Annotated in this window: 16 protein-coding genes; 14 read left to right on the top strand and 2 right to left on the bottom strand. The window is 50.6% G+C overall.

All coding sequences use genetic code 11. The features are described from left to right. From OCV96_RS05985 to OCV96_RS05975, 3 genes are all read left to right on the top strand, one after another. A complete protein-coding gene (locus tag OCV96_RS05985; RefSeq protein ID WP_262593809.1) occupies positions 1-1,026 on the top strand; it encodes a GDSL-type esterase/lipase family protein in 1,026 nt (341 codons plus the stop codon). 145 nt (positions 1,027-1,171) lie between these two features. After that, positions 1,172-2,539 carry a uracil-xanthine permease family protein gene (locus OCV96_RS05980; RefSeq protein ID WP_022312131.1) on the top strand — a complete coding sequence of 456 codons (1,368 nt, stop codon included), beginning with the start codon at positions 1,172-1,174 and terminating at the stop codon, positions 2,537-2,539. A gap of 113 nt (positions 2,540-2,652) precedes the next feature. Continuing rightward, a complete protein-coding gene (locus tag OCV96_RS05975; RefSeq protein ID WP_117467015.1) occupies positions 2,653-3,759 on the top strand; it encodes a dipeptidase in 1,107 nt (368 codons plus the stop codon). A gap of 106 nt (positions 3,760-3,865) precedes the next feature. On the opposite strand, the gene aroA is transcribed toward OCV96_RS05975, so the two are convergent. Then, positions 3,866-5,206: a 3-phosphoshikimate 1-carboxyvinyltransferase gene (gene aroA / locus OCV96_RS05970; protein ID WP_262593808.1), complete on the bottom strand. Its 1,341-nt coding sequence runs from the start codon at positions 5,204-5,206 to the stop codon at positions 3,866-3,868. A 386-nt stretch (positions 5,207-5,592) separates the two neighbouring features. Here aroA and cysK point away from each other — a divergent pair, with 386 nt between their 5' ends. From cysK to OCV96_RS05940, 6 genes are all read left to right on the top strand, one after another. After that, complete coding sequence (gene cysK / locus OCV96_RS05965; RefSeq protein WP_262593807.1) at positions 5,593-6,531, top strand: cysteine synthase A; 939 nt, start codon at positions 5,593-5,595, stop codon at positions 6,529-6,531. A 123-nt stretch (positions 6,532-6,654) separates the two neighbouring features. Further along, complete coding sequence (locus OCV96_RS05960; RefSeq protein ID WP_262593806.1) at positions 6,655-7,665, top strand: methionine ABC transporter ATP-binding protein; 1,011 nt, start codon at positions 6,655-6,657, stop codon at positions 7,663-7,665. Next, on the top strand, positions 7,655-8,317 hold the full coding sequence (locus OCV96_RS05955) for a methionine ABC transporter permease (RefSeq protein ID WP_262593805.1): 663 nt from the start codon (positions 7,655-7,657) through the stop codon (positions 8,315-8,317). The genes OCV96_RS05960 and OCV96_RS05955 overlap by 11 nt, the downstream gene beginning before the upstream one ends. Before the next feature lie 83 nt (positions 8,318-8,400). After that, positions 8,401-9,306 carry a MetQ/NlpA family ABC transporter substrate-binding protein gene (locus OCV96_RS05950; RefSeq protein WP_262593803.1) on the top strand — a complete coding sequence of 302 codons (906 nt, stop codon included), beginning with the start codon at positions 8,401-8,403 and terminating at the stop codon, positions 9,304-9,306. A 240-nt stretch (positions 9,307-9,546) separates the two neighbouring features. Beyond that, the gene (locus OCV96_RS05945; RefSeq protein WP_022311798.1) at positions 9,547-9,987 is read left to right on the top strand and encodes an RrF2 family transcriptional regulator; all 441 of its coding nucleotides are present in this window, start codon (positions 9,547-9,549) and stop codon (positions 9,985-9,987) included. Positions 9,988-10,347: 360 nt separating this feature from the next. Further along, positions 10,348-11,247 (top strand): DegV family protein, encoded by a 900-nt coding sequence (locus OCV96_RS05940; protein WP_262593802.1) that lies wholly within the window; start codon positions 10,348-10,350, stop codon positions 11,245-11,247. Here OCV96_RS05940 and OCV96_RS05935 read toward each other — a convergent pair. Then, positions 11,240-12,118, bottom strand: a complete 879-nt coding sequence (locus tag OCV96_RS05935) for an HAD-IIA family hydrolase (protein ID WP_262593801.1) — start codon at positions 12,116-12,118, stop codon at positions 11,240-11,242. The genes OCV96_RS05940 and OCV96_RS05935 overlap by 8 nt on opposite strands. A gap of 259 nt (positions 12,119-12,377) precedes the next feature. Between OCV96_RS05935 and OCV96_RS05930 the strand changes: the two genes are divergently transcribed. The 5 genes from OCV96_RS05930 (at position 12,378) to addA (ending at position 21,961) form a co-directional block, all read left to right on the top strand. Next, a complete protein-coding gene (locus tag OCV96_RS05930; protein ID WP_262593800.1) occupies positions 12,378-12,821 on the top strand; it encodes an SseB family protein in 444 nt (147 codons plus the stop codon). A gap of 21 nt (positions 12,822-12,842) precedes the next feature. Continuing rightward, positions 12,843-13,508, top strand: a complete 666-nt coding sequence (locus OCV96_RS05925) for a hypothetical protein (protein ID WP_262593798.1) — start codon at positions 12,843-12,845, stop codon at positions 13,506-13,508. A gap of 84 nt (positions 13,509-13,592) precedes the next feature. Continuing rightward, the gene (locus OCV96_RS05920) at positions 13,593-14,345 is read left to right on the top strand and encodes an exodeoxyribonuclease III (RefSeq protein ID WP_022311792.1); all 753 of its coding nucleotides are present in this window, start codon (positions 13,593-13,595) and stop codon (positions 14,343-14,345) included. A gap of 25 nt (positions 14,346-14,370) precedes the next feature. Continuing rightward, positions 14,371-17,802, top strand: coding sequence for a helicase-exonuclease AddAB subunit AddB (gene addB / locus OCV96_RS05915; RefSeq protein WP_262593797.1), 3,432 nt, complete (start codon positions 14,371-14,373; stop codon positions 17,800-17,802). 115 nt (positions 17,803-17,917) lie between these two features. Next, the gene (addA, locus tag OCV96_RS05910; protein ID WP_262593796.1) at positions 17,918-21,961 is read left to right on the top strand and encodes a helicase-exonuclease AddAB subunit AddA; all 4,044 of its coding nucleotides are present in this window, start codon (positions 17,918-17,920) and stop codon (positions 21,959-21,961) included. Positions 21,962-21,970 lie beyond the last annotated feature (9 nt).

The following is a 21,970-nucleotide window of genomic DNA, read 5'->3' as shown; positions in this document are numbered from 1 at the left end:
ATGAATCATGCAGAAAATAAAAATATTTGGTCGAAAATGAAGGAAAAATTGCATAAATACTCCTTTTTGGGATGTCTTTTGCTGGCGGGAATTGTATTCTTTACCTGGACGGATAACTGGCAGGTATATACGGAACCGCTGCAGGAGACCTATACGAAAGGAGTGCTTCTGGCGGAGCAGCTGGTGGAAGGAAAATGGCCGGGAATATCCGGGGAACAGAGTGATGCAACGGGATCCGTATCCGGCAATGTGCCGGGGGAAAACGTAAAGACCGGAGATACAGTGAGTGACGGGAACCAGACGGATCAGACGATGGGGACGGTGCAGAGTCCAGCTACGGGAGAAGAGGCCGCAATGCCGGAGACCACCGGAACAGAGACGCAGGATCCCGCCGCGACGGTTCCTGTGGAAGAGATACCGCAGGAAGTGGTCTATCACACGGTGGATGACAGTTATTTTGATGATGCGGTATTTATCGGGGATTCCCGGACGGTAGGCATGTATGAGTACGGCGGACTGGAGGAGACATCCACGTTTTATGCTTCCACCGGACTGACAGTCTACAAGATGTTCGACAGTGCCATTGTATCGGTGCCTGGACAGAAGAAAAAGATCACGGTGGAGGAAGCCTTGTCGGAGAAGCAGTTTGCCAAGATCTATCTGATGATCGGTATCAACGAAATGGGTACCGGTACGGTGGAATCTTTTATGAAGGCCTATGGGGAAGCGGTTCAGCATTTGCAGGAACTGCAGCCGGATGCGGTGATCTATCTGCAGGCCATCATGAAAGTAACAACGGAACGCTCCGAACAGGGGGACTATATCACCAACGAAGGAATCGAAGCCAGAAATGCAGAAATCGCAAAGCTGGCGGATGATCAGAAGATATTTTTTCTGGATGTGAATCCGCTGATCTGCGATGAGACCGGAGGGATGGTGGCTTCCTATACTTACGACGGGGTGCACCTGAAGGCACAGTATATTCCTATCTGGCTGGATTTCCTGAAAGAGCATGCGGTGGAGTGATTTTCCTCTTGACTGTAGAACGGTGAAAAGCTATCATGTAACTAATAGGGTCACATAGGTGTGGGCAGATAGAGGTCTATCTGCCCGAATTTATGCGACGAAAAATAGTTACATGTTCACATGTCTATGACACAGGAGGAAAAAAATGAGCGAGAAGACTACACTCGGCGAAAACGGCATTTACGATGCCAGATCCTTGGGCGTGCCCAAGATGCTTCTGTTGGGACTTCAGCACATGTTCGCAATGTTTGGTGCCACTATTCTGGTACCCATGCTGACAGGTCTGGATGTTTCCACAACACTGTTATTTGCAGGTCTGGGAACTTTACTGTTCCATCTGCTGACCAAGAGAAAGGTACCCGCATTCCTGGGTTCTTCCTTTGCATTCTTAGGCGGTTATGCCGCGATTGCCCCTATGGCAGACGGAGCGGACAATTCCGCACTGCTTCCTTATGCCTGCTTCGGCGTGGCCTGCTCAGGTCTGCTGTATCTGGTATTATCCCTGTTAATCAAGATATTCGGTACCGGCAAGGTAATGCGTTTCTTCCCGCCCATCGTAACCGGCCCCATCATCATTGCCATCGGTCTGACCCTGTCCCAGTCCGCTATCAACAACTGTTCCGCAGACTGGCTGATCGCAGTGGTTGCTATCGCACTGGTAGTGATCTGCAATATCTGGGGTAAGGGAATGGTGAAGATCGTTCCTATTATCATCGGTGTTATCGGTTCTTATGTGGTGGCAGCCATCCTTGGCCGTGTGGATTTCACACCGGTAGCGGAAGCTGCATGGATCGGACTTCCCATTCACTGGAATGAGACCGCCTTCTGGGCACTGTCCGACGGCAACACTTCCCTGCTGATCACTTCCGTGATCACCATCATGCCTATCGCACTGGCTACCATGGTAGAGCATATCGGAGATATCTCCGCTATTTCTTCCACCGTCGGTGTGAACTATATCAAGGATCCCGGACTGCACCGCACTCTGTTAGGTGATGGTCTGGCTACCATTATCGCGTCCCTGTTCGGTGCTCCTGCGAATACCACTTACGGTGAGAACACCGGTGTACTGTCTCTGACCAAGGTATTTGATCCCAGAGTTATCCGTATTGCAGCAGGCTTTGCTGTACTGTTCTCCTTCTCCCCGAAGGTAGCAGCATTGATCGGTTGTATGCCTACCGCTACCTGCGGTGGTGTATCCCTGGTACTGTATGGTATGATCTCCGCAGTCGGTGTTCGTAATATCGTTGAGACTCAGGTAGATTTCACCAAGAGTCGTAACGTTATCATCGCCGCTCTGATTCTGGTACTGTCCATCGGTATCAACTATAGTGCAGCAGGTGCTATCGCATTCCACATCGGTGAGATCACCATCAGCCTGTCCGGACTGGCAGTCGGCGCGCTGGCCGGCATTATCCTGAACGCTATCCTGCCCGGCAAGGACTACAAGTTTGATGAGGATAAGCCCGACGATACCGGCGTATGCTTCGCAGTCAAGGGTGAAGAGAACTAAGGTATTTTTTGCTGACAACAGCATAAATTGAACAAAGAAAGTAAGAGGGAGTATTCATGGCAGGAACATAGAGCTGTGGATGCTCTCTTTTTCATAGGGGATCAGGAGAAAACATGAAGATCATAGATATGCATTGCGACACCATATCCGAACTGGCGGATCGGGGCGGGGAACTTTGGAAAAACAGCGGCCATCTGGATCTTAAGCGGATGCAGGAGAGCGGATATCTGTTGCAGAATTTCGCCCTGTTTGTGGATATCGGAAAGTGCACACCGACACCCTGGGAGCGGGTGTGTGCTCTGTATGAGGTCTACCGGACGGAGCTGGAGAAAAACAAGAACCGGATTGTCCCGGTACTGTGCTATGAAGATATTTTGAAAAATGAAGCCTGTGGGAAACTGTCGGCACTTTTGACGGTGGAAGAAGGGGCGGTCTGCGGCGGAAGTCTGGAGAGGCTACGGGAACTGTATGACATGGGGGTGCGGATGCTGACGTTAACCTGGAATTATCGGAATGAACTGGGGTGGCCAGCCACGCGTCGGTGTCTGGGGCAGAGCAGGGGCGACGTAGATGGGAGACTAACGGAGAAATCTGTTCAGGAGAAAATACCGGGAACCGGGAGGAGCAGCTGTGCGGGGGAAAATCCGACAACGGCGATAGAGACGGAGAAAGGTGAGACTGGGATACGTGGATCCGATGGCAGGGATGCGGCGTGTGGTCTGACGGAAACCGGCCGCGATTTTGTCACAGAGATGGAGCGTCTCGGAATGATCCCGGACGTCTCCCATCTGTCGGATGCCGGCTTTGACGATGTATGGGAATGTACGAAGAAGCCCTTCGTGGCAAGCCATTCCAACGCAAGGGCTGTATGTCCGTCCCTCCGGAATCTGACGGATGACCGGGTCCGCAGACTGGCGGAGCGGGGCGGCTGTATGGGACTGAACTATTATGATAAATTTCTGGTGGATGGCGGAAGCAAAGATCCAGAGGTGCTGTGGGAAGCACTGATACGGCAGGCAAGACATATCACTGATGTCGGCGGTATGGAAATACTGGGTCTGGGCAGTGACTTCGACGGCATCCCCACAAATCCGGCTCTTCCCGGTGCGGAGGCAATGCCGGTATTGTGGGACAGACTAAAAACAGCCGGCTTTACGGAAAACCAGCTGGATGGGATTTTCTGGGGAAATGTGATGCGGGTATATCGGGATGCTTTGTGAATTGTACGTGAAAAAGGAGCCCACGCATGGGCTCCCCTGGCTGTGTACCTCGCAAGCAACACAGCGCAGCCACTTATAGTTTATGTGAGTACGGATGATTCTATTCCTACATTTCGATTATCTTCGCAATCACCTGATCCAGTACTTCAAAATAGTTCTCGAAAGTTTTGCGGCAGCATCCGGGATCGTCGATCACGATACCTTCGGCCCGGAGCCCGGTCAGGGCAAAGCCCATGGCCATGCGGTGATCATCGTAGGTCGCTACGGAGCAGGGGTGCGGCATGCCGGGATAGATAGTGATGCTGTCCTGTGTCTCTTCGCAGTGGATGCCCATGCGGGTCAGTTCCGTGCAGATGGCATGGATACGGTCACTTTCCTGGAAACGGATGTGACCGATGCCTGTAATACAGGTGGGACTGTCAGCAAAAGGCGCAATAGCTGCCAGAGTGATGGCCTGATCGGAGCAGGAAGACATGTCCACGGTGATGCCATGGAAGGCAGGAACCTGCGTTCCGGTATCCGTCTGCCCTGCGGGAGGCAGCAGGAGTACCCCATTTTCCGTCTCCTGTGCGGTGCAGCCCATTTTCTCTAAAATATGTAAGAATTCCACATCTCCCTGCAGACTTTCAAAGTGCACATGCTCCACACATACGGGAATACCCAGTAACGGTGTCATTGCATAAAAATAGCAGGCGGCGGAGACGTCCGGTTCAATCTGATAATCCAGTGCACGATACTTTTGACCGGTGCAGATACGGAACTGATCTGCGGCGGGATGTTCCACCCTGACACCGAACTGCTCCATCATTTTCCGTGTCATTTCGATATAAGCCATACCGTGGGTACCCTCTACCTGAATCATAAAATCTTCCGAAGACAAAGTCGAAGCAATCAGCAGCGCACTCAGAAACTGACTGCTGTGCCCGATATCGATGGAGATATGATCCTGTCCGAACCCATGAGCGGTCAGCGTAAAAGGAAAATGCCCATCTTCTCCTTCACAGCGGACCTCACACCCCAATTCTGCCAGAGAGGACAGAAGCGGATCCATGGGGCGCCTCTTCATCTGCTCCGAAGAATCCATGTGAAAAACACCTTCCGAGACACCTAACGTAGCTGTCAGAAAACGCGCTGCCGTTCCTGCACTTCCCACATTTAACGTAGCCTCTTCACAGGGAAGCTTTCCTCCCAGTCCTTCTACCGTGACGATATAGCTCTCCTCATCCACCGTCGTCTCAAATCCCAGATCCTGCACACACTTAAGAAAATGTCTCGAATCATCCGAGAACAACACTCCACGCAGCGTGGACTTCCCCTCCGCCAGCATCGCCAGAAGGAGACTGCGGTTCGTGATACTCTTAGAACCCGGTACCCGGACTGAGAGAGGTTCAGTCGTTTTTTTGATATCACTATATATAGTAGGAACGCGGTAAATGTTATTTGCCATGGATGGTGTTTCCTTCCTGATTAATGAATAACCCAGTAGTCACGACAGCAAGTAAAAATAAGCAGGCCGTAAGCAGACGTCGGTACCATAGCGTCCTAAGGGACGCATTGCGGTCGTACTGTGACCGCTTATGTACCGCTACGCTCTGCGACATGAGCGCATCGTACTAAAGTACGAGCGTGCCGCGTTTCTTACTTGCTGTTGGGACTACGGATTAATTACCTAAATCATACCATTTTCCGTTCCACGGCACAACTCTCAAAAATTTTAAAAAATAATGGTTGACATTCCTAGCGGAATAGTATAGTATAAAATCATAACATCCCTATCAGATAAGTAGGAAATAGAAAACGAACACAATTTTCAAGTATAAGGAGGATTTCATTATGAGTAAGATTTACACATCCGCAACCCAGCTGATCGGACATACACCCCTTTTAAAAGTAAACAATTACTTGAAAGACCAGAACATTGAAGGCGTAGAACTGTTGGCAAAGCTGGAGTACTTCAATCCCGCAGGAAGCGTTAAGGACAGAATCGCACTGGCAATGATCGAAGATGCCGAGAAGAAGGGTATTTTAAAAGAAGGCTCCACCATCATCGAACCCACCTCCGGCAACACCGGTATCGGCCTGGCAAGTGTGGCTGCAGCCAAGGGCTACAGAACCATTCTTACTCTTCCCGAGACCATGAGTGTGGAGCGCCGTAACCTCCTGAAGGCATACGGTGCAGAGCTGGTACTGACCGAAGGCTCCAAGGGCATGAAGGGAGCTATCGCCAAGGCAGAAGAGCTGGAGAAGTCCATCCCGGGAGCCGTGATCCTCGGACAGTTTGATAACCCCGCGAACCCCGCTGCACATGCAGCTACCACCGGTCCCGAGATCTGGGAAGACACCGATGGCAAGGTAGACATCTTCGTAGCAGGCGTAGGTACCGGCGGAACCGTGACCGGTATCGGCACATACTTAAAATCCAAGAACCCCAATGTGAAGGTCGTAGCAGTAGAACCTGCGGATTCTCCCGTACTTTCCGGCGGACAGCCCGGACCCCACAAGCTGCAGGGTATCGGTGCCGGATTTGTTCCTTCCGTTCTGAACACCGGTATTTACGATGAGATCTTTACCGTTACCACAGACCAGGCATTTACCACCGGCCGCCTCATCGCTCATAAGGAAGGTATCCTGGTAGGAATCACCTCCGGCGCAGCTCTGTACGCAGCAGCACAGATCGCAAAACGCCCTGAAAATGCAGGCAAAACAGTCGTAGCATTGCTTCCCGATTCCGGTGACAGATACCTGTCCACCCCTATGTTTGCAGAAGCTTAAGACGAAATTTGCAGAACTGGACAGACTTGCATTCTTGTGTTAGAATGTATGGCATGGTACTAGGAATTCAAGGAATTTGCGCTTTTCTCCCCTTAAAAGTGCGAACCTGGAATGGAGGAACTTATGGAACCGATCATTCAGATCAAGAATGTAACAAAAACTTTTATAGGTAAGGATAATCAGGTAGAGGCCCTGAAGGGCATCAGCCTGGATATCAACAAGGGAGATATCTATGGCATCATCGGTATGAGTGGTGCCGGAAAGTCTACCCTGGTGCGTTGCCTGAACTACCTGGAGAAGCCCACCACCGGAACTGTTGTGGTAGAGGATCAGGATCTTTCGACCTTGACAGAGGCGGAACTTCGTAAGGTTCGTACAGGCATTGCGATGATCTTTCAGCATTTTAATCTGCTCATGCAGAGAAGTGTTCTGGACAATGTATGCTTCCCCATGGAGATCGTGGGTGTGAAGAAGCAGGCGGCCAGAAAGCGTGCTATGGAACTGCTCGAGATCGTAGGACTGAAGGAAAAAGCAGACGCTTATCCTTCCCAACTCTCCGGTGGACAGAAGCAGCGTGTGGCAATCGCAAGAGCTCTTGCCAATACGCCGAAGATTCTGCTGTGTGATGAGGCGACCAGTGCGCTGGATCCCACGACGACCAAGGAGATCCTGAAATTATTACAGGACATCAACAAACAGTACGGCATCACCATCGTGATCATCACTCATGAGATGGCTGTGGTACAGGAGATCTGTTCCCATGTAGCCATTATCGATGCCGGAGAACTGGCAGAGCACGGTACTGTGGAGGAGGTATTCTCCAGACCCCAGTCCGCAGCCGCAAGAAAGCTGGTGTTCATGGTGGATCCCAAGGCAAAGGAAATGTCCGGCAAACGCTGCATCCGCATTGTTTTCACTGAGAATTCTTCTTTTGAACCTGTGATCGCCAATATGGTGCTGGAGTGCAAGGCTCCCGTTAATATCCTGTTAGCGGATACCAAGGACATCGGCGGTATCGCCCATGGACAGATGATCCTGCAACTGCCGGAGGATGAACTGGCAGCGAACAAGATGATCCATTATTTGCAGGAGAGAAAACTGGAAGTGGAGGAGTTGAGAGACTATGTGGGATAATGCAACGACTATGATGGTGGTGGAAGGCATCTTTGTTACTTTGTACATGACGTTGGCAACAACGTTTATGGGGTATGTGCTCGGACTGCCGATGGGAATTGCCCTGGTAATTACCGCACCGAAGGGACTTCGACCGAATAAGATTATTTATAAGGTATTAGATGTGGTCGTGAATGTTGTTCGAAGCTTTCCGTTTTTGATTTTGCTGATCGTGATTCAGCCGTTGACACGGATCATCGTAGGAAAAAGCTATGGACCGACCGCAACGATCGTTCCGTTGACACTGTCAGCGGCACCGTTTATAGCCAGAATGGTAGAGTCCTCTCTGTTGGAAGTGGATCACGGCGTTATTGAGGCGGCACAGAGCATGGGAGCGAACCTCTGGACCATCATCTGGAAAGTAATGATCGGAGAGGCAAAGACTTCCCTGATCGTCAATGTAACGATTGCCCTGGGTACGATTCTGGGATACTCCGCTATGGCGGGTATCGTCGGCGGTGGCGGACTGGGTGATATCGCAATCCGTTACGGTTACTACCGTTACGATAGCAGCATCATGTGGGTGACTGTGGTATTGCTGATAGTGCTGGTACAGCTGATGCAATATATCGGAATGACGATTTCCAAGAAATTGGATAAGAGAACCCGTTAGGGAAAACGAAAAGATTGAGGCAGATGTAAGGCATCTGATTCAATAGACTAAAATTTTTTACCAAAAGATTTAGGAGGAGAATTATGAAAAAGAAAGTGATTGCTTTGATTGCAGTTGCAGCATTGTCTGTGAGCGCACTGACCGGCTGCGGCAGCAACGAAACAGCTGCGCAGACCAGCGAGGCAGCTGCAACAACAGCTAACCAGGAAACCGCTGCCCAGACTACCGAGGCAACAGAAAGCAAGGAAGTAGCTGACACTGATACCACTATCAAGGTAGCTGCAAGTGCAGTACCTCATGCAGAGATCCTGGAGGCAGCAAAGCCTCTGTTAGCGGAGCAGGGTTATACTCTGGAGATTCAGATTTTTGATGACTATGTACAGCCTAATTTAGTAGTAGAGTCCGGTGATTTCGATGCAAACTACTTCCAGCATATTCCTTATCTGGAGAGCTTCAACGAGGAGAAAGGTACCCATCTGGTAAATGCCGGCGGTATCCATTACGAGCCCTTCGGGCTGTATCCCGGAACTGAGACCAGCTTAGACAACATTGACAATGCAACTATCGCAGTACCCAACGATACCACCAATGAGGCACGTGCTCTGTTACTGTTACAGGATAACGGTTACATCACCCTGAAGGATGGTGTAGGTCTGACCGCTACTACCAAGGATATTGTAGAGAATCCTCACAACATCACCTTCGTAGAGCTGGAGGCAGCACAGGTTCCAAGAACCCTTCCCGAGGTATCCTTCGGTGTCCTGAATGGTAACTACGCTATGGAAGCAGGCCTGACTGTTGCAGATGATGCTCTGTTATTCGAGAGTGCTGATTCTGAGGCAGCAGCTACTTATGTAAACGTTATCGCTGTAAAGGAAGGCAACGAGAATCTGCCTAAGATCAAGGCACTGGTAGATACTCTGAAGTCTGATGAGATCAAGCAGTATATCAATGACAATTATAATGGTGGCGTTATCCCTTACAAGTAAGATGAAGCGACAGTAAAGTAATGCGAAATCCGGAGAGCATTCCATCAAGTAGCATTCATGGGTGCTCTCCTGATTTTTCTGTTGTTTCCACAAATCCTATATGAACTCTGGGAAAAGAGAAAAGAAGATAGAATCTGTGGAAACCGTGGAAAATTTGGAGCAGTTCAGAATCGCTTTGGTATAAGCCGGCGGACATTAAAAGTGAAACAGAGCAGGAAGATGCTCGGAAATGAGGATAGGATGAAAATTTCAACCAAAGGAAGATATGCAGTACGTGTCATGCTGGATCTGGCATTGAACAACAACGGAGAGTGTATCAAGGTAAAAGAAATTGCTGCCAGACAGGGGATTTCCGAAAAGTATCTGGAGCAGATCATTGCTGTTTTGAACAAGGCAGGTTATGTAAAAAGCGTCCGTGGTGCCCAGGGTGGTTATCGTATTGCCAAGGATCCGGCAGATTTTACTGTAGGAATGATCTTACGACTGACGGAAGGCTCACTGGCTCCGGTGGCATGTCTGGAGGAAGGCGCTGATATCTGCGAACGATGTGATACCTGTGAGACTCTGGAGGTATGGCAGGAATTGTATGATGCAGTGAACAAGGTAGTGGACGGAGTCACCATTGCGGATCTGGTGGAACGACGGAACAAGCGCCTGGAGAATCTGGATTACTCCATATAAAGATAGGAATAATAGAAGACAATAACGCAGCCCGACAGGAGATCCTGCCGGGCTGTTTTTTGGGTTTGCAGAGAATGAAAGGGGGTCATTCCTGCAGAAAATGTTAACTGGGGGAATGAATGGTTAACAACTCAAGTATATCGAGAGAACTGCCCATTGTCAACGAATGTTGTATGTTGGTTGACAAACTTTCATCGACAAATATCGCGTAATTCGGATTTTCCATACATATAGTAATAAAAACTACATAAAACAACATAAAACACCACGAAATGAAATATAATAACAAAAACTCATTGCTTTTTACTCCACAACGTGGTAAGCTAAACTCTGCAAACAAGTAGAAAGGTGTATGCGATAATGAGCGAAGCATTTCATATTATATCAGACGGTTCCTGTGATCTTCCCATGGAGCTGACCAAAGAAAAAGACATTACGGTAGTTCCCTTTTATGTATCTTTTGAAGAGGGGAAATACCAGAAGGAAATGATAGAGATCGGTGTCCGTGAGTTCTATCAGGAAATGGTGGATCACCCGGATGTATATCCGAAGTCTTCCATGCCTTCCGTGCAGGATTATGTAGATGCATTTCTTCCTTTTGTCAAGGCGGGAACTCCCATCATCTGCATCTGTATCACCACCAAGTTCAGCGGCTCCATGCAGTCTGCTCTGAATGCAAAAGCGATCCTGGAAGAGGAATATCCCAATGCACAGATTTATGTCTGCGACTCTACTGTGAATACCGTATTGCAGGGCATCTATGTATTGGAAGCGGTACGCCTTAGAGATGCGGGGAAGAGTTACCAGGAGAGTATCGATCGCCTGAATGAGATCAAGATCTCCGGCAGAATCTTTTTCACCGTAGGAAATATGGAATATTTAAAGCACGGCGGACGTATCGGCAAAGTAGCCAGCGTGGCCGGCAGCCTGCTTGGCATCAAGCCCATCATTACCTTAAAAGAGGGAGAAATCTTCCCCTCCGGTATCGGCAGAAGCCGTCGCAAGACGGTAGATAAAAATATCGATTTGCTGTTAGCATATTTTGCAGAGGAAAAGGCAGATATTGCCAATTACAACGTCTGCGTGGGATATGGCTACGATTATGAAGAAGCCGTAGAGTTCCGCGACAGACTGGCAGGCAGACTGAAAGAAAAGGGATACGACATCGACACCATTCCCATCATCCAGATCGGTGCCACCATTGGCGTACACACCGGACCTTATCCGTTGGGAATCGGTGTCGTGAAGAGAGCTATTTAAAATTTATTTCACCCTGGCAGGCATTTAATAATTCCTGCACATTTTCAAAAGCATAGTCCGGCAGATATTGGGTATTCGGCTCCCCCTCGGGAGTCAGAATATCCTTTTTTTGTGCCTCGCCGGTGAAGAGAACACAGGTGTCCACACCACCGTTGATGCCGCAGGCAATATCGGTGTACAGACGATCGCCAACCACCAGAGTCTCCTCGGGAGTGAAGCCGGAGACTTCAAGGCAAAGCTTTACGACCTCTTTGCTGGGCTTGCCCAGATAGATGGGCTGTTTGTCTGTGGTGGCGGTGATCATGTCGCAGATGGCACCGCAATCGGGGATAAAGCCGAAGTCGATGGGGCAGCGCAGATCCGGGTTGGTGCCGTAGAAAGGAACATCCTGGGTGAATAAAATCTTGCAGACTTCGGTAAGCTTTGCATAATTTAATTCACTGTCATAGGCAACGACCACGCAGTCAATGCTGTCCTCGCAGACCTCGGTTACCCAGAGGCCATTCTTTCGCAGTTCCGCCACAAAGGAAGCGGTTCCCAGAACGAAGATTTTCTTGTCTGCATAATTCTCCTTCAAAAAACGCAGCGTCATATAGCCAGAGGTGATGAACTGATCCTCCGTGTTGTCCAGGTGAAATGCATCGTGGAATTTTTTCACATAGTCCAGTCCGCTTTTTGTGGAATTGTTGGTAATGTAATAAGCCCTGCCGCCGATGGCCTGAATGTAGCGGAAAAGATCCGCACTTCCCTCATACAAGGTATCGCCTACGGCAATGGTGCCGTCGATATCGAACAGGAAAAGCTTTTTATCTTTCAGACGAGCCAGCTTTGCGGCATCGCTGTAAATGTGCTTCGGGTCAAAAGTATCCATAATTATCCTCATTTCTAAGCATCAAACGCTCAGGTTCATGTTAGCAACGAATATCCCCACTGTCAAGGAAAAGACAGCTTCTGGAGGGAAACGTGAGTGGAATTGCGGAGGCATTTATGGTATGATAGGCATAGGCATGAGCTGTGTTGCCTGGGGCTCTTATGGAATTCGACGGATTGCATACAAGATTGCGTAAGGGACATGGGAAACAGGATGAAGCGATTTAACGACTACAATTAAAAAGGACAACATTACGGTTATGGACGAAAAGAAAGATAAAGGTTTACAGGGAAATGAGAAAATAGAGGAGGCAATTCTGGCATTACAGCAGGAGCCGACAGAAAAACTTCTGGCGCATGCCCTGACGGTGGTGCGCAGACGTATGCGGGAGCAGGGACAGCTTATCGTGGCGGTGGAACCGCCCTCAGCAGATGTGCAGGAAGCGGTGACACAGGCCGCCGGAACTGCCATGCGCCTGCAGGCGGTGCAGACCTCCGATGGGAAAAAATGGTGGTCGGCCTTCACCGGATTTGAGGAAGAATTAAAGGGAAGCGGCAGCGTAATGTCCACTTTTCTCACAGATATGGAGCAGCTGTTCCGCATGACGTTGACTGCCGATGGTATCGAGGGTGTGATCCTGAATCCCTGGAACCGGACGTTGATGTTGGACAAGCGGTTCCTGCATATTATTCTCGGAGAATAGCAAAAGAGGGAGAAGCGGAGCATGACAGAGAGCTATGAACTGCCCGTGCTTTTTACGGACGATGAATGCAAGGCTTATGCCGCATGGGGCATGAAAAAAGAAAAAGTACTGATGCCGTTTGCCCTGATCACTATACTGATCTATATGGTAGCAACCGTGCTGGTAGTGATGAAGGTCTGGGGTGTGCGGGAGAGTGACCATCTGCTGTTCCAGATGCTGTTGTGGGGTGACTGGATTCCGGAACTGACGGGAGCGCTGGCGTTTTTCATGACGATCCTGTTGCTGGGACCGTTGAACTTTATACTGGATAAATTATGGAAAAAACCGGCAGAGCCCATGTGGCTGTGTGTAGTACCGGAGGGTGGAACTGTGAAGGTCACTGCCGTGAGAGGTCTGGAAGGTAATCCCCGGACGCCGGCAGAGATCTATCTACTGACGGAACTGGAAACCTTTTTAAACCCGGCGGACAACACGATCTGCTATCAGAAGAAATGGTATCGGATCGGGGAAAATACCATAGAAAATATTTATCCGCCGGAAAAACAGCATCCATGGATGGATCACCCGGAAAATAAAGCCAGCGGCATCATCGATGTACAGAGACTTATGGAGATCCTGAAAGGGTACGAAGCGTCTCTGAAGGCTGCCCGGAAGGAATGTGAATGGATGGAAAAGCACGGCGGATAGAACGAATAGATGACAGAAAAGCGGATAAAAATTATGACCGGGATAAGATGGCATAAGACAAATCAGGAAAGAGGTAGGGAAAATATGAAACTGATCTCATGGAATGTGAACGGGCTGAGAGCCTGCATGCAGAAGGGATTTCTGGATTTCTTTCAGGAAACGGATGCAGATATTTTCTGCTTACAGGAGACAAAATTGCAGGAGGGACAGATCGCACTGGATCTGCCCGGATATCATCAGTATTGGAATTACGCAGAGAAAAAGGGCTATTCCGGCACTGCAATTTTTACAAAGGAAGAGCCCATACAGGTGACTTACGGCATCGGCGTGGAGGAACATGACCATGAGGGCCGGGTGATCACTGCAGAGTATTCGGAGTTCTATTTTGTGACAGTCTATGTACCGAACGCCCAGAGAGAGCTGACGAGACTGGAATACCGCATGCAGTGGGAAGCGGATTTCCTGGCGTATCTTAAGAAGCTGGAAGAGAAAAAGCCGGTGATCTATGCGGGAGACCTGAACGTGGCGCATCAGGAAATCGACCTGAAAAATGCGAAGACCAACCGTGGCAATGCGGGCTTCACTGATGAAGAGAGAGCCTGCTTTTCGAAGGTACTGGAGAACGGATTTATCGATACGTTCCGCTATTTTTATCCGGACCTGACCGGGGTGTATTCCTGGTGGTCTTATATGTTCCAGGCGAGAGCAAAAAATGCCGGATGGAGAATTGATTATTTCGTGGTATCGGAGTGTCTGAAAGACCGGCTGGCGGATGCGAAGATCCACACGGAAATTTTGGGATCGGATCATTGTCCCATTGAACTGGATCTGAAATAAACGGACAGCATAACGGAGGAGACTTATGAGCTTACGTTTCTGTTTTGGCCCTTCCGGGTCGGGCAAAAGCCACAGAATCTATGAAGAGATCATGCAGCGGGCGGCAGAGGAACCGGGCAGGAATTTCCTGATCATTGTGCCGGATCAGTTCACCATGCAGACCCAGAAGGATCTGGTCATGCGCAGTGACCGGGATGGCATCCTGAATATCGATGTCCTGAGCTTCGGCCGACTCAGCCACCGCATTCTGGAGGAAGTGGGGACCAAAGAGATGCCGGTACTGGATGACACCGGCAAAAGCCTGGTGCTGCAAAAAGTGGCGGCGGATCTGAAGGAACAGCTTCCGGCCATGGGAAGTCTCCTGCACAAGCAGGGCTATATCCATGAGGTGAAAAGTGCGATCTCCGAGTTCATGCAATACGGTATCAGCACACAGGATATGGACAAGCTGATCACCAGTGCACAGAAGCGTGGCGCGCTGGCCATGAAACTGAAAGACTTAAAGACTCTGTACCGGGGCTTTCAGGATTATATCAGGGATCATTTTATCACCACCGAGGAGACACTGGATGTACTGCGCAGATCCCTGTCCAAATCAAAGATCTTAAAGGGCAGTGTAGTGGTGTTTGACGGCTTTACGGGATTTACTCCCATACAGAACCGGCTGATCCAGGAACTGATGCGCGTGTGCGCAGAGACCATCGTTACCGTGACCATTGGAGTGGGAGAGGATCCGTATAAAATGGATGGTGAACAGAAGCTGTTCCATCTGAGCAAGAAGACGGTGGCGGATCTGGAAAAGCTGGCAGCGGAGGCAGAGGTAGAGCGGGGAGAGGATCTCTTTGTCAAGGGGGGGCCCAATCGCTTTGCCAAGGCACCGGCATTACACTATCTGGAACAGAATCTGTTCCGGTATCAGTATGAACCGTATGCGGGAGAACAGCAGGAGATCCATATGTTTGAAGCCCTTTCCCCCAGAGAGGAAGTCCATCAGACAGCGCTGTACATCCGGCACCTGATCAGAGAGCAGGGGATGACCTACCGGGACATTGCCGTGGTCATCGGAGATCTGGAAGGATACGCTTCCTATGTGGAAACAGAATTCGGACAGCTGGAGATCCCATGTTTCCTGGACCGTACCAGAGGGATCGTGCTGAATCCCATGATCGAATATATCAAGAGCGCATTGCAGCTGTATATTAAGGACTTTTCCTATGATACGGTGTTTCATTTTCTGCGCAGCGGCATGGCGGATATTTCCAGAGAAGAGATTGATGAGCTGGAAAACTATGTGATCCGCACCGGAGCGAGAGGCTATCGGACCTATAGCCGTCTGTTTACCCGCAGAACGGAAGAAATGCAGGGAAATGCGGAGGGGAGCGAACAGGCGGAAGAGAAGACCATGGAGCGTCTGAACCGTATCCGGCAACAGTTCATGGATGCGGTGGAGATTCTGCACATGGGAAGCCGGGAAAAGGCTGGAGACTATGTCAGCCATTTGTACGATTTCCTGGAACAGAATCAGGTGCAGCAAAAGCTTTTGAACTATCAGCAGCAGTTTGAAAAAGAGGGAGACTTATCCAGAGCCAGAGAGTATGCACAGATTTACCGGCTGGTCATGGATCTGTTGGATCAGGTCTATGAACTGTTGGGAGAGGAAGAAATCTCCAGACAGGAATTTGCGGATATTTTAGAGGCCGGTTTCGGCGAGATCACTGTCGGTACGATCCCTCAGAGCGTGGATCGTATTGTGGTGGGCGATATGGAGCGAACCCGTCTGAAACAGGTGAAGGTATTGTTTTTCCTGGGAGTCAATGACGGAAATATTCCGAAAAATGCTTCCAAGGGCGGGATCATTTCGGATATGGATCGGGAATTCCTGATTGAATCCGGGACAGAGATGGCACCCAGCCCGAGACAGCAGATGTATATCCAGAGATTATATCTGTATCTGAATATGACCAAGCCCTCAGAACAGCTGTATCTGTCCTATGCCAAGGTAAACAGTGAAGGAAAGGGCATAAGACCTTCCTACCTGATCGATACGGTGCGGAAGCTGTTCCCGGCAATGAGCGTGGAGTATCCCCAGAACCGCAGCCGACTGGAACAGATCGAGGGCAGACAGGAAGGTGCCAGATATCTGGCGGAGGAACTGCGGGAATATGTGGAAGGAACCCTGCCGGAAGAAGAGAGGCAGGACTTCTATCTCATGTACCGTGCCTACGAGGCGGATGCGGCTGGCAGAGACCTGCTGACCCGGGCGGCATTTCGCAGATACAGGGAGAGCGGTCTATCCAGGATCGTGGCCAGAGCATTGTACGGACAGCAGCTGGAAAACAGTGTCAGCCGTCTGGAAACTTATGCTGCCTGTGCCTGCAGACACTTTTTGCAATATGGTCTTTCCCTGCAGGAACGGGAAGAATTCGGCTTCGAGGCTTCGGATATGGGTACGGTATATCATGCAGTACTGGAAAACTTTGCAGGAAAACTTGCAGAATCCAACCTGACATGGTGGGATTTTACGGAGGATTTTGCAGCCAAAGCCGTCAAAGAATCCGTGGAAGCCTATGCGGCAACCTACGGGGAGACGGTATTATACAGCTCTGCGCGGAATGAATATGCCATTACCCGCATGAGCAGGATCCTGACCCGCACAGTGCTGACCTTGCAGAAACATTTGAAACAGGGCAGTTTCCAGCCAGATGATTATGAACTTTCTTTCCGGTTTGCGGAGGATCTGGACAGCATTCATGTGGATCTGTCTGAGGACGAGAAGATGCATTTGCAGGGACGGATCGATCGTATCGATGTGTCGGAAGATACAGAGCATGTCTACGTCAAGGTCATTGATTATAAGTCCGGCAACCGGAAATTTGATCTGGCGGCCTTGTATTACGGTCTGCAGTTGCAGCTGGTGGTATATATGAATGCAGCCATGGAGATGGAGAGCCGAAAGCATCCGGACAAGGAGATCGTTCCGGCGGCACTTCTGTATTATCACATCGATGATCCCACCATAGAGACACCGGTGGAGCTCACGGATGAGCAGATCAATGAACAGATCCTTGCAAAGCTTCGTATGAACGGTGTAGTAAACAGTGATCCTGGGGTCGTGGAGCGGCTGGACCGCTATATGCAGGATAAGTCTGTGGTCATTCCGGTGGAGAAGAAAAAGGATGGAAGCTTCAGTGCCAGATCCGGTGTCTTAAGCCGGGAGGAGATGCAGCTGATATCTTCTTATGTAGATGCCAAGATCCGCAGCATCGGGCGGGAGATCCTGGACGGAAAAATAGCAGCCAATCCCTATGAGAAAGGCAATGAAGAGGCTTGTACTTATTGCGCCTATAAAAAGGTCTGCGGTTTCGATGGCAGTATTCCGGGCTATGAGAAGAGACAGCTGGAAGATCTGGATAAGCAGGCGCTGATGCAGCGGATGCAGGAGACCGTGGAAGCTTAGGGCAAAGGGTGCCCGGCGGGAGTGTGTGCCTGACAGGAAGCTCGAAGAGAAAGCACCCGCTGCCCGGAGGAACAGGACGGCAACAGGAGAAAAGAAACAGGAACAGAGGTAGCGTATGGGAATGAATTTTACCCCGGAACAGCAAAAGGTAATCGAACTGCATAACAGCAACATTCTGGTATCGGCGGCCGCGGGAAGCGGTAAGACGGCGGTACTGGTAGAGCGTATCATCCGTATGATCTGTGAGGGGGAGCATCCGGCGGACATTGACCGCCTGTTGATCGTGACTTTCACCAATGCGGCGGCTGCGGAGATGCGGGAGCGTATCGCAGCCGGGATCGCCGCCAGACTGGAAGCGGATCCGGGGAACGACCATATCCAGAAGCAGTCCGCCCTGTTACACAATGCCCAGATCACCACGATCGACAGCTTCAGCCTGTTCCTGATCCGGAATCATTTTAATGAGATCGGTCTGGATCCGGATTTCCGTGTGGCAGACGAGGGTGAGATCAAGCTGTTGCAGCAGGAGGTGCTGGGACAGCTGCTGGAGGATGCCTATGCGGGGAAATTTGTTCCGGATGATGTTCCGACGTCCCGGGAAAACCGTGACAGCGGAGCGATGATACCGGAGGAAGCGTCAGGGAATGATTTTGCGGAAGAGGTTCCGGGAAAACGTGACAGCGAGGACCCATCCCGGGAGGCACGGGAACGTTTCCACGCCTGTGTGGAATATTTCTGCCCCGGCGGCAGAGAGAGCGTGCTGGAACAGCATATCCTGAACCTGTCCCGCTATGCCGGAAGTTTTCCCTGGCCCGCAGAATGGCTGGAAGAGCGTAAAAACGATTATGCGGCGGGAGATCTGGATGCCCTGCTGCACAGTGATTACGGACAATATCTGGCAGAGCGTGTGAGCCGTGTCCTGCAAGGGTGTCTGGAAAAACTGGTGGAAGTGAAAAAGCTGTGTGAGCTGCCGGACGGTCCATATATGTATGGAGAACTGACAGAAGCGGAGAGCGAACAGCTGGAACGCCTGGCTGCCTGCAAGGATTTGAAGGAACAGGCAGCAAAGGTTCCAGCAGTGACTTTCGGCCGTCTTTCTTCCAAGAAGGATGAGAGCGTGGATCCAGCCAAACGGGAGCTGGCGAAATCCATCCGTAATAGCGTAAAAGACACGCTGGCGGATCTGACGGAACAATATTTCAAGACACCGTTAGAGTTGGTGGTGGAACAGGGAAAAGCCTGCAGAGAGCCGCTCCGGATGCTGCTTAACCTGGTGCTGGAATTCGACAGAAGGCTTCTTGCGGCCAAACAGGAGCGACATCTGATCGACTTTTCCGACATGGAGCACTATGCGTTACAGATTCTGCTAAAACGGGAAAAAGTGGAAGAGACCGGCGATGCAGGGACGGACAGCACCGGTGATACAGGAATGGATAGCACCGGTGTGAAATATGACATTGTGCCAAGTGACGTGGCATTGGAGTATCGCCAGTATTTTCAGGAGATCCTCATTGACGAATACCAGGACAGTAATCTGGTACAGGAATATCTGTTAAGTGCCATCTCCGGGGAAGTGGAGGGACATTATAACCGCTTCATGGTAGGTGATGTGAAGCAGAGTATTTATAAATTCCGTCTGGCCAGACCGGAACTTTTCCTGGAAAAATACGACACCTATCAGGAGAGTGGGGATCTGTGCCGGATCGACCTGGCGAAGAACTTCCGAAGCCGTGTGCAGGTGGTGGATGCGGTAAACGATGTGTTTTCCCGCATCATGAGCCAGGAGATCGGCGGCATTGCCTATGATGATAAGGCAGCATTGTATCCCGGGGCCACATATCCCGCCACAGAGGATCCTGCATACGGCAGTGAACTATTACTGATCCGTAAGCCGGAGAAGGGGGATGGTGCGGAAGGCGGCAGCGGAGAACAGCGTCCCGACGGGGCAAGAGGTCCCGTGGACTATGACAACGTAAGACAGCTGGAAGCACTGGCTATTGCGGCACGTATCAAGCAGCTGAAGGGCAGTCTGAAAGTCATGGAGAAGGCTACGGGAGAATTGCGCCCGGTGCGGTACTCGGATATGGTGATTTTGCTTCGTACCACCAGTGGCTGGGATGAGGAATTCAAGAAAGTACTGGAACAGCAGGGAATCCCTGTCTACATTACATCCAAGACCGGATATTTCGGGGCCCTGGAAGTACAGGAACTGCTGCAGTTTTTACGAGTGCTGGACAACCCGAGACAGGATATTCCGCTGTTCGGCGTGATGCAGTCGATCTTCGGAGGCTTTACCCAGGAAGAGATCGCCCGGATCCGCAGCGGAAGCAAAGGGCATTCCCGGAAGAGAATGACACTGTATGAGGCATTGAAAGAAGTGGCGCAGAGGGGACGGATGGCGGAAGCGGGAGAAGAGGCATCAGCGGGCGAAAGCGCCGGAGAAGAAACCGCCGGGGCCGGACAGTACTGGCAGCGCGCATTGGAAGCTGCAACAGTACCGGAGGACATGGAAGCGGAGACAGAACTTTCCCAAAAGGCAGATACTTTCTTACAACGTATTGATCATTACCGTGATCTGACTCCCTTCACCTCCATCCGCGACCTGCTGCAGCGGATCCTGGACGATTACGATTATCTGAACTATGTGACGGCACTTCCTGCTGGCAGCAAGCGCCGGGCCAACGTGGAGATGCTGCTGACGAAGGCTTCTGCTTTTGAGAAGACCAGTTATTTTGGACTGTTCCATTTCATCCGTTATATGGAACAGTTGGAAAAATACGATGTGGATTACGGTGAGGCGGATACCCTGGACGAAAATGCCGATGTGGTGCGGATCATGAGCATCCACAAGAGTAAAGGTCTGGAATTCCCCGTGGTATTTGTCTCCGGGCTGTCGAAGCGTTTCAACATGCAGGATGCGAACCAGTCCCTGATCGTGGATATGGATCTGGGAGTAGCGGTGGACTATGTGGATTCCGGCCGCCGCATTAAAAATAAGACCCTCCGCCGGGCCGTTCTGTCAGCGAAAATGAAGGAGGACAATCTGGCGGAGGAACTGCGTGTGCTTTACGTGGCACTGACCCGTGCCAGAGAAAAACTGATCCTGACAGCGGTGTTGGATAAGGCGGAGGAAAAATGGGAGCTGTCCCGGATGACAGGACAGGAGAAGCTGACCTATCTGGATTTCTGTGAGGCGGGGAGCTATATGGATTTTCTGCTGCCGATCCTGCCTAAGACAGGAATTGCAGTAACAACGCTGGGAACAGAAGATCTGGCGGCAGAGGAGATCAGGGAACAACTGCGCATGGGAGACCGCAGGGAACTGTTGCAGCGTGTGACGGACGGCGAGACTCCTTTGCCTGGGGACCCGGAGGAGAACGAACGAAAGCTTGCGAAACTGCGGGAGCGATTTGCCTATGCCTATCCGTATCCCGGCCTGCAGAAGCTCTATACCAAGACCACGGTATCGGAACTGAAGATTGCGGCCATGGCGGAGAAGGATGAAGTGGCATTTCATACCTTCGAAGAAAAAGAAGTGGTGCCTTATATCCCGGCTTTCCGCAGAGAACAGGAAAAGGTCAGCGGAGCCGTCCGCGGTAACGCGTTCCACCGGACCATGGAACTGTTGGACTTTTCTTATCTGTTTATGGAATCCGGACTATTTGCCGGATGCCCTGGGACTTATGAGGAATACCGTCAGGGTCTGGATACGGACCGGTTACAGGTACGTCTGAAGGAATTCCTGCAGCGGGAGACAGCTTCCCTACGACTGACAGAAGAGTATGCGCAGGCCGTAAGCCTTCCCAAAATCCGGCATTTTCTGGAACAGGAGCTGGCCTACCGCATGTGGAGAGCTTTCGAACAAGGCCTTTTGTACAGAGAGCAGCCCTTCGTGCTGGGCATTGATGCGAAGCGCCTGGATCAGGACCTTCCTGAAGGGGAAAAGGTTCTCATTCAGGGTATCATCGATGTCTTCTTTATAGAAAACGGAGAGATCGTCCTGCTGGACTACAAGACCGATGTGATCGATTCCCTGCAAGCCCTCTGGAACCGCTACAGCGTCCAGATCCAATACTATGAGGAGGCATTGACGAAGCTGATGCAGCTGCCCGTGAAGGAGAGGATCCTGTATTCCTTCTATCTGGAAAAATACGAGTAAAAAGCCGGA

It is taken from the genome of Waltera acetigignens (genome assembly GCF_025567015.1).
GTDB lineage: Bacteria > Bacillota > Clostridia > Lachnospirales > Lachnospiraceae > Acetatifactor > Acetatifactor acetigignens.
Note: the sequence above shows the minus strand (reverse complement) of the source record. Positions and strands in the feature narration are given on the sequence as shown.

Bases quoted from the DNA above. Each gene is read 5' to 3' on its own strand.
- OCV96_RS05985 (WP_262593809.1), top strand. From the start codon at position 1: ATGAATCATGCAGAAAATAAAAATATTTGGTCGAAAATGAAGGAAAAA.
- OCV96_RS05980 (WP_022312131.1), top strand. From the start codon at position 1,172: ATGAGCGAGAAGACTACACTCGGCGAAAACGGCATTTACGATGCCAGA.
- OCV96_RS05975 (WP_117467015.1), top strand. From the start codon at position 2,653: ATGAAGATCATAGATATGCATTGCGACACCATATCCGAACTGGCGGAT.
- aroA (WP_262593808.1), bottom strand. From the start codon at position 5,206: ATGGCAAATAACATTTACCGCGTTCCTACTATATATAGTGATATCAAA.
- cysK (WP_262593807.1), top strand. From the start codon at position 5,593: ATGAGTAAGATTTACACATCCGCAACCCAGCTGATCGGACATACACCC.
- OCV96_RS05960 (WP_262593806.1), top strand. From the start codon at position 6,655: ATGGAACCGATCATTCAGATCAAGAATGTAACAAAAACTTTTATAGGT.
- OCV96_RS05955 (WP_262593805.1), top strand. From the start codon at position 7,655: ATGTGGGATAATGCAACGACTATGATGGTGGTGGAAGGCATCTTTGTT.
- OCV96_RS05950 (WP_262593803.1), top strand. From the start codon at position 8,401: ATGAAAAAGAAAGTGATTGCTTTGATTGCAGTTGCAGCATTGTCTGTG.
- OCV96_RS05945 (WP_022311798.1), top strand. From the start codon at position 9,547: ATGAAAATTTCAACCAAAGGAAGATATGCAGTACGTGTCATGCTGGAT.
- OCV96_RS05940 (WP_262593802.1), top strand. From the start codon at position 10,348: ATGAGCGAAGCATTTCATATTATATCAGACGGTTCCTGTGATCTTCCC.
- OCV96_RS05935 (WP_262593801.1), bottom strand. From the start codon at position 12,118: ATGGATACTTTTGACCCGAAGCACATTTACAGCGATGCCGCAAAGCTG.
- OCV96_RS05930 (WP_262593800.1), top strand. From the start codon at position 12,378: ATGGACGAAAAGAAAGATAAAGGTTTACAGGGAAATGAGAAAATAGAG.
- OCV96_RS05925 (WP_262593798.1), top strand. From the start codon at position 12,843: ATGACAGAGAGCTATGAACTGCCCGTGCTTTTTACGGACGATGAATGC.
- OCV96_RS05920 (WP_022311792.1), top strand. From the start codon at position 13,593: ATGAAACTGATCTCATGGAATGTGAACGGGCTGAGAGCCTGCATGCAG.
- addB (WP_262593797.1), top strand. From the start codon at position 14,371: ATGAGCTTACGTTTCTGTTTTGGCCCTTCCGGGTCGGGCAAAAGCCAC.
- addA (WP_262593796.1), top strand. From the start codon at position 17,918: ATGGGAATGAATTTTACCCCGGAACAGCAAAAGGTAATCGAACTGCAT.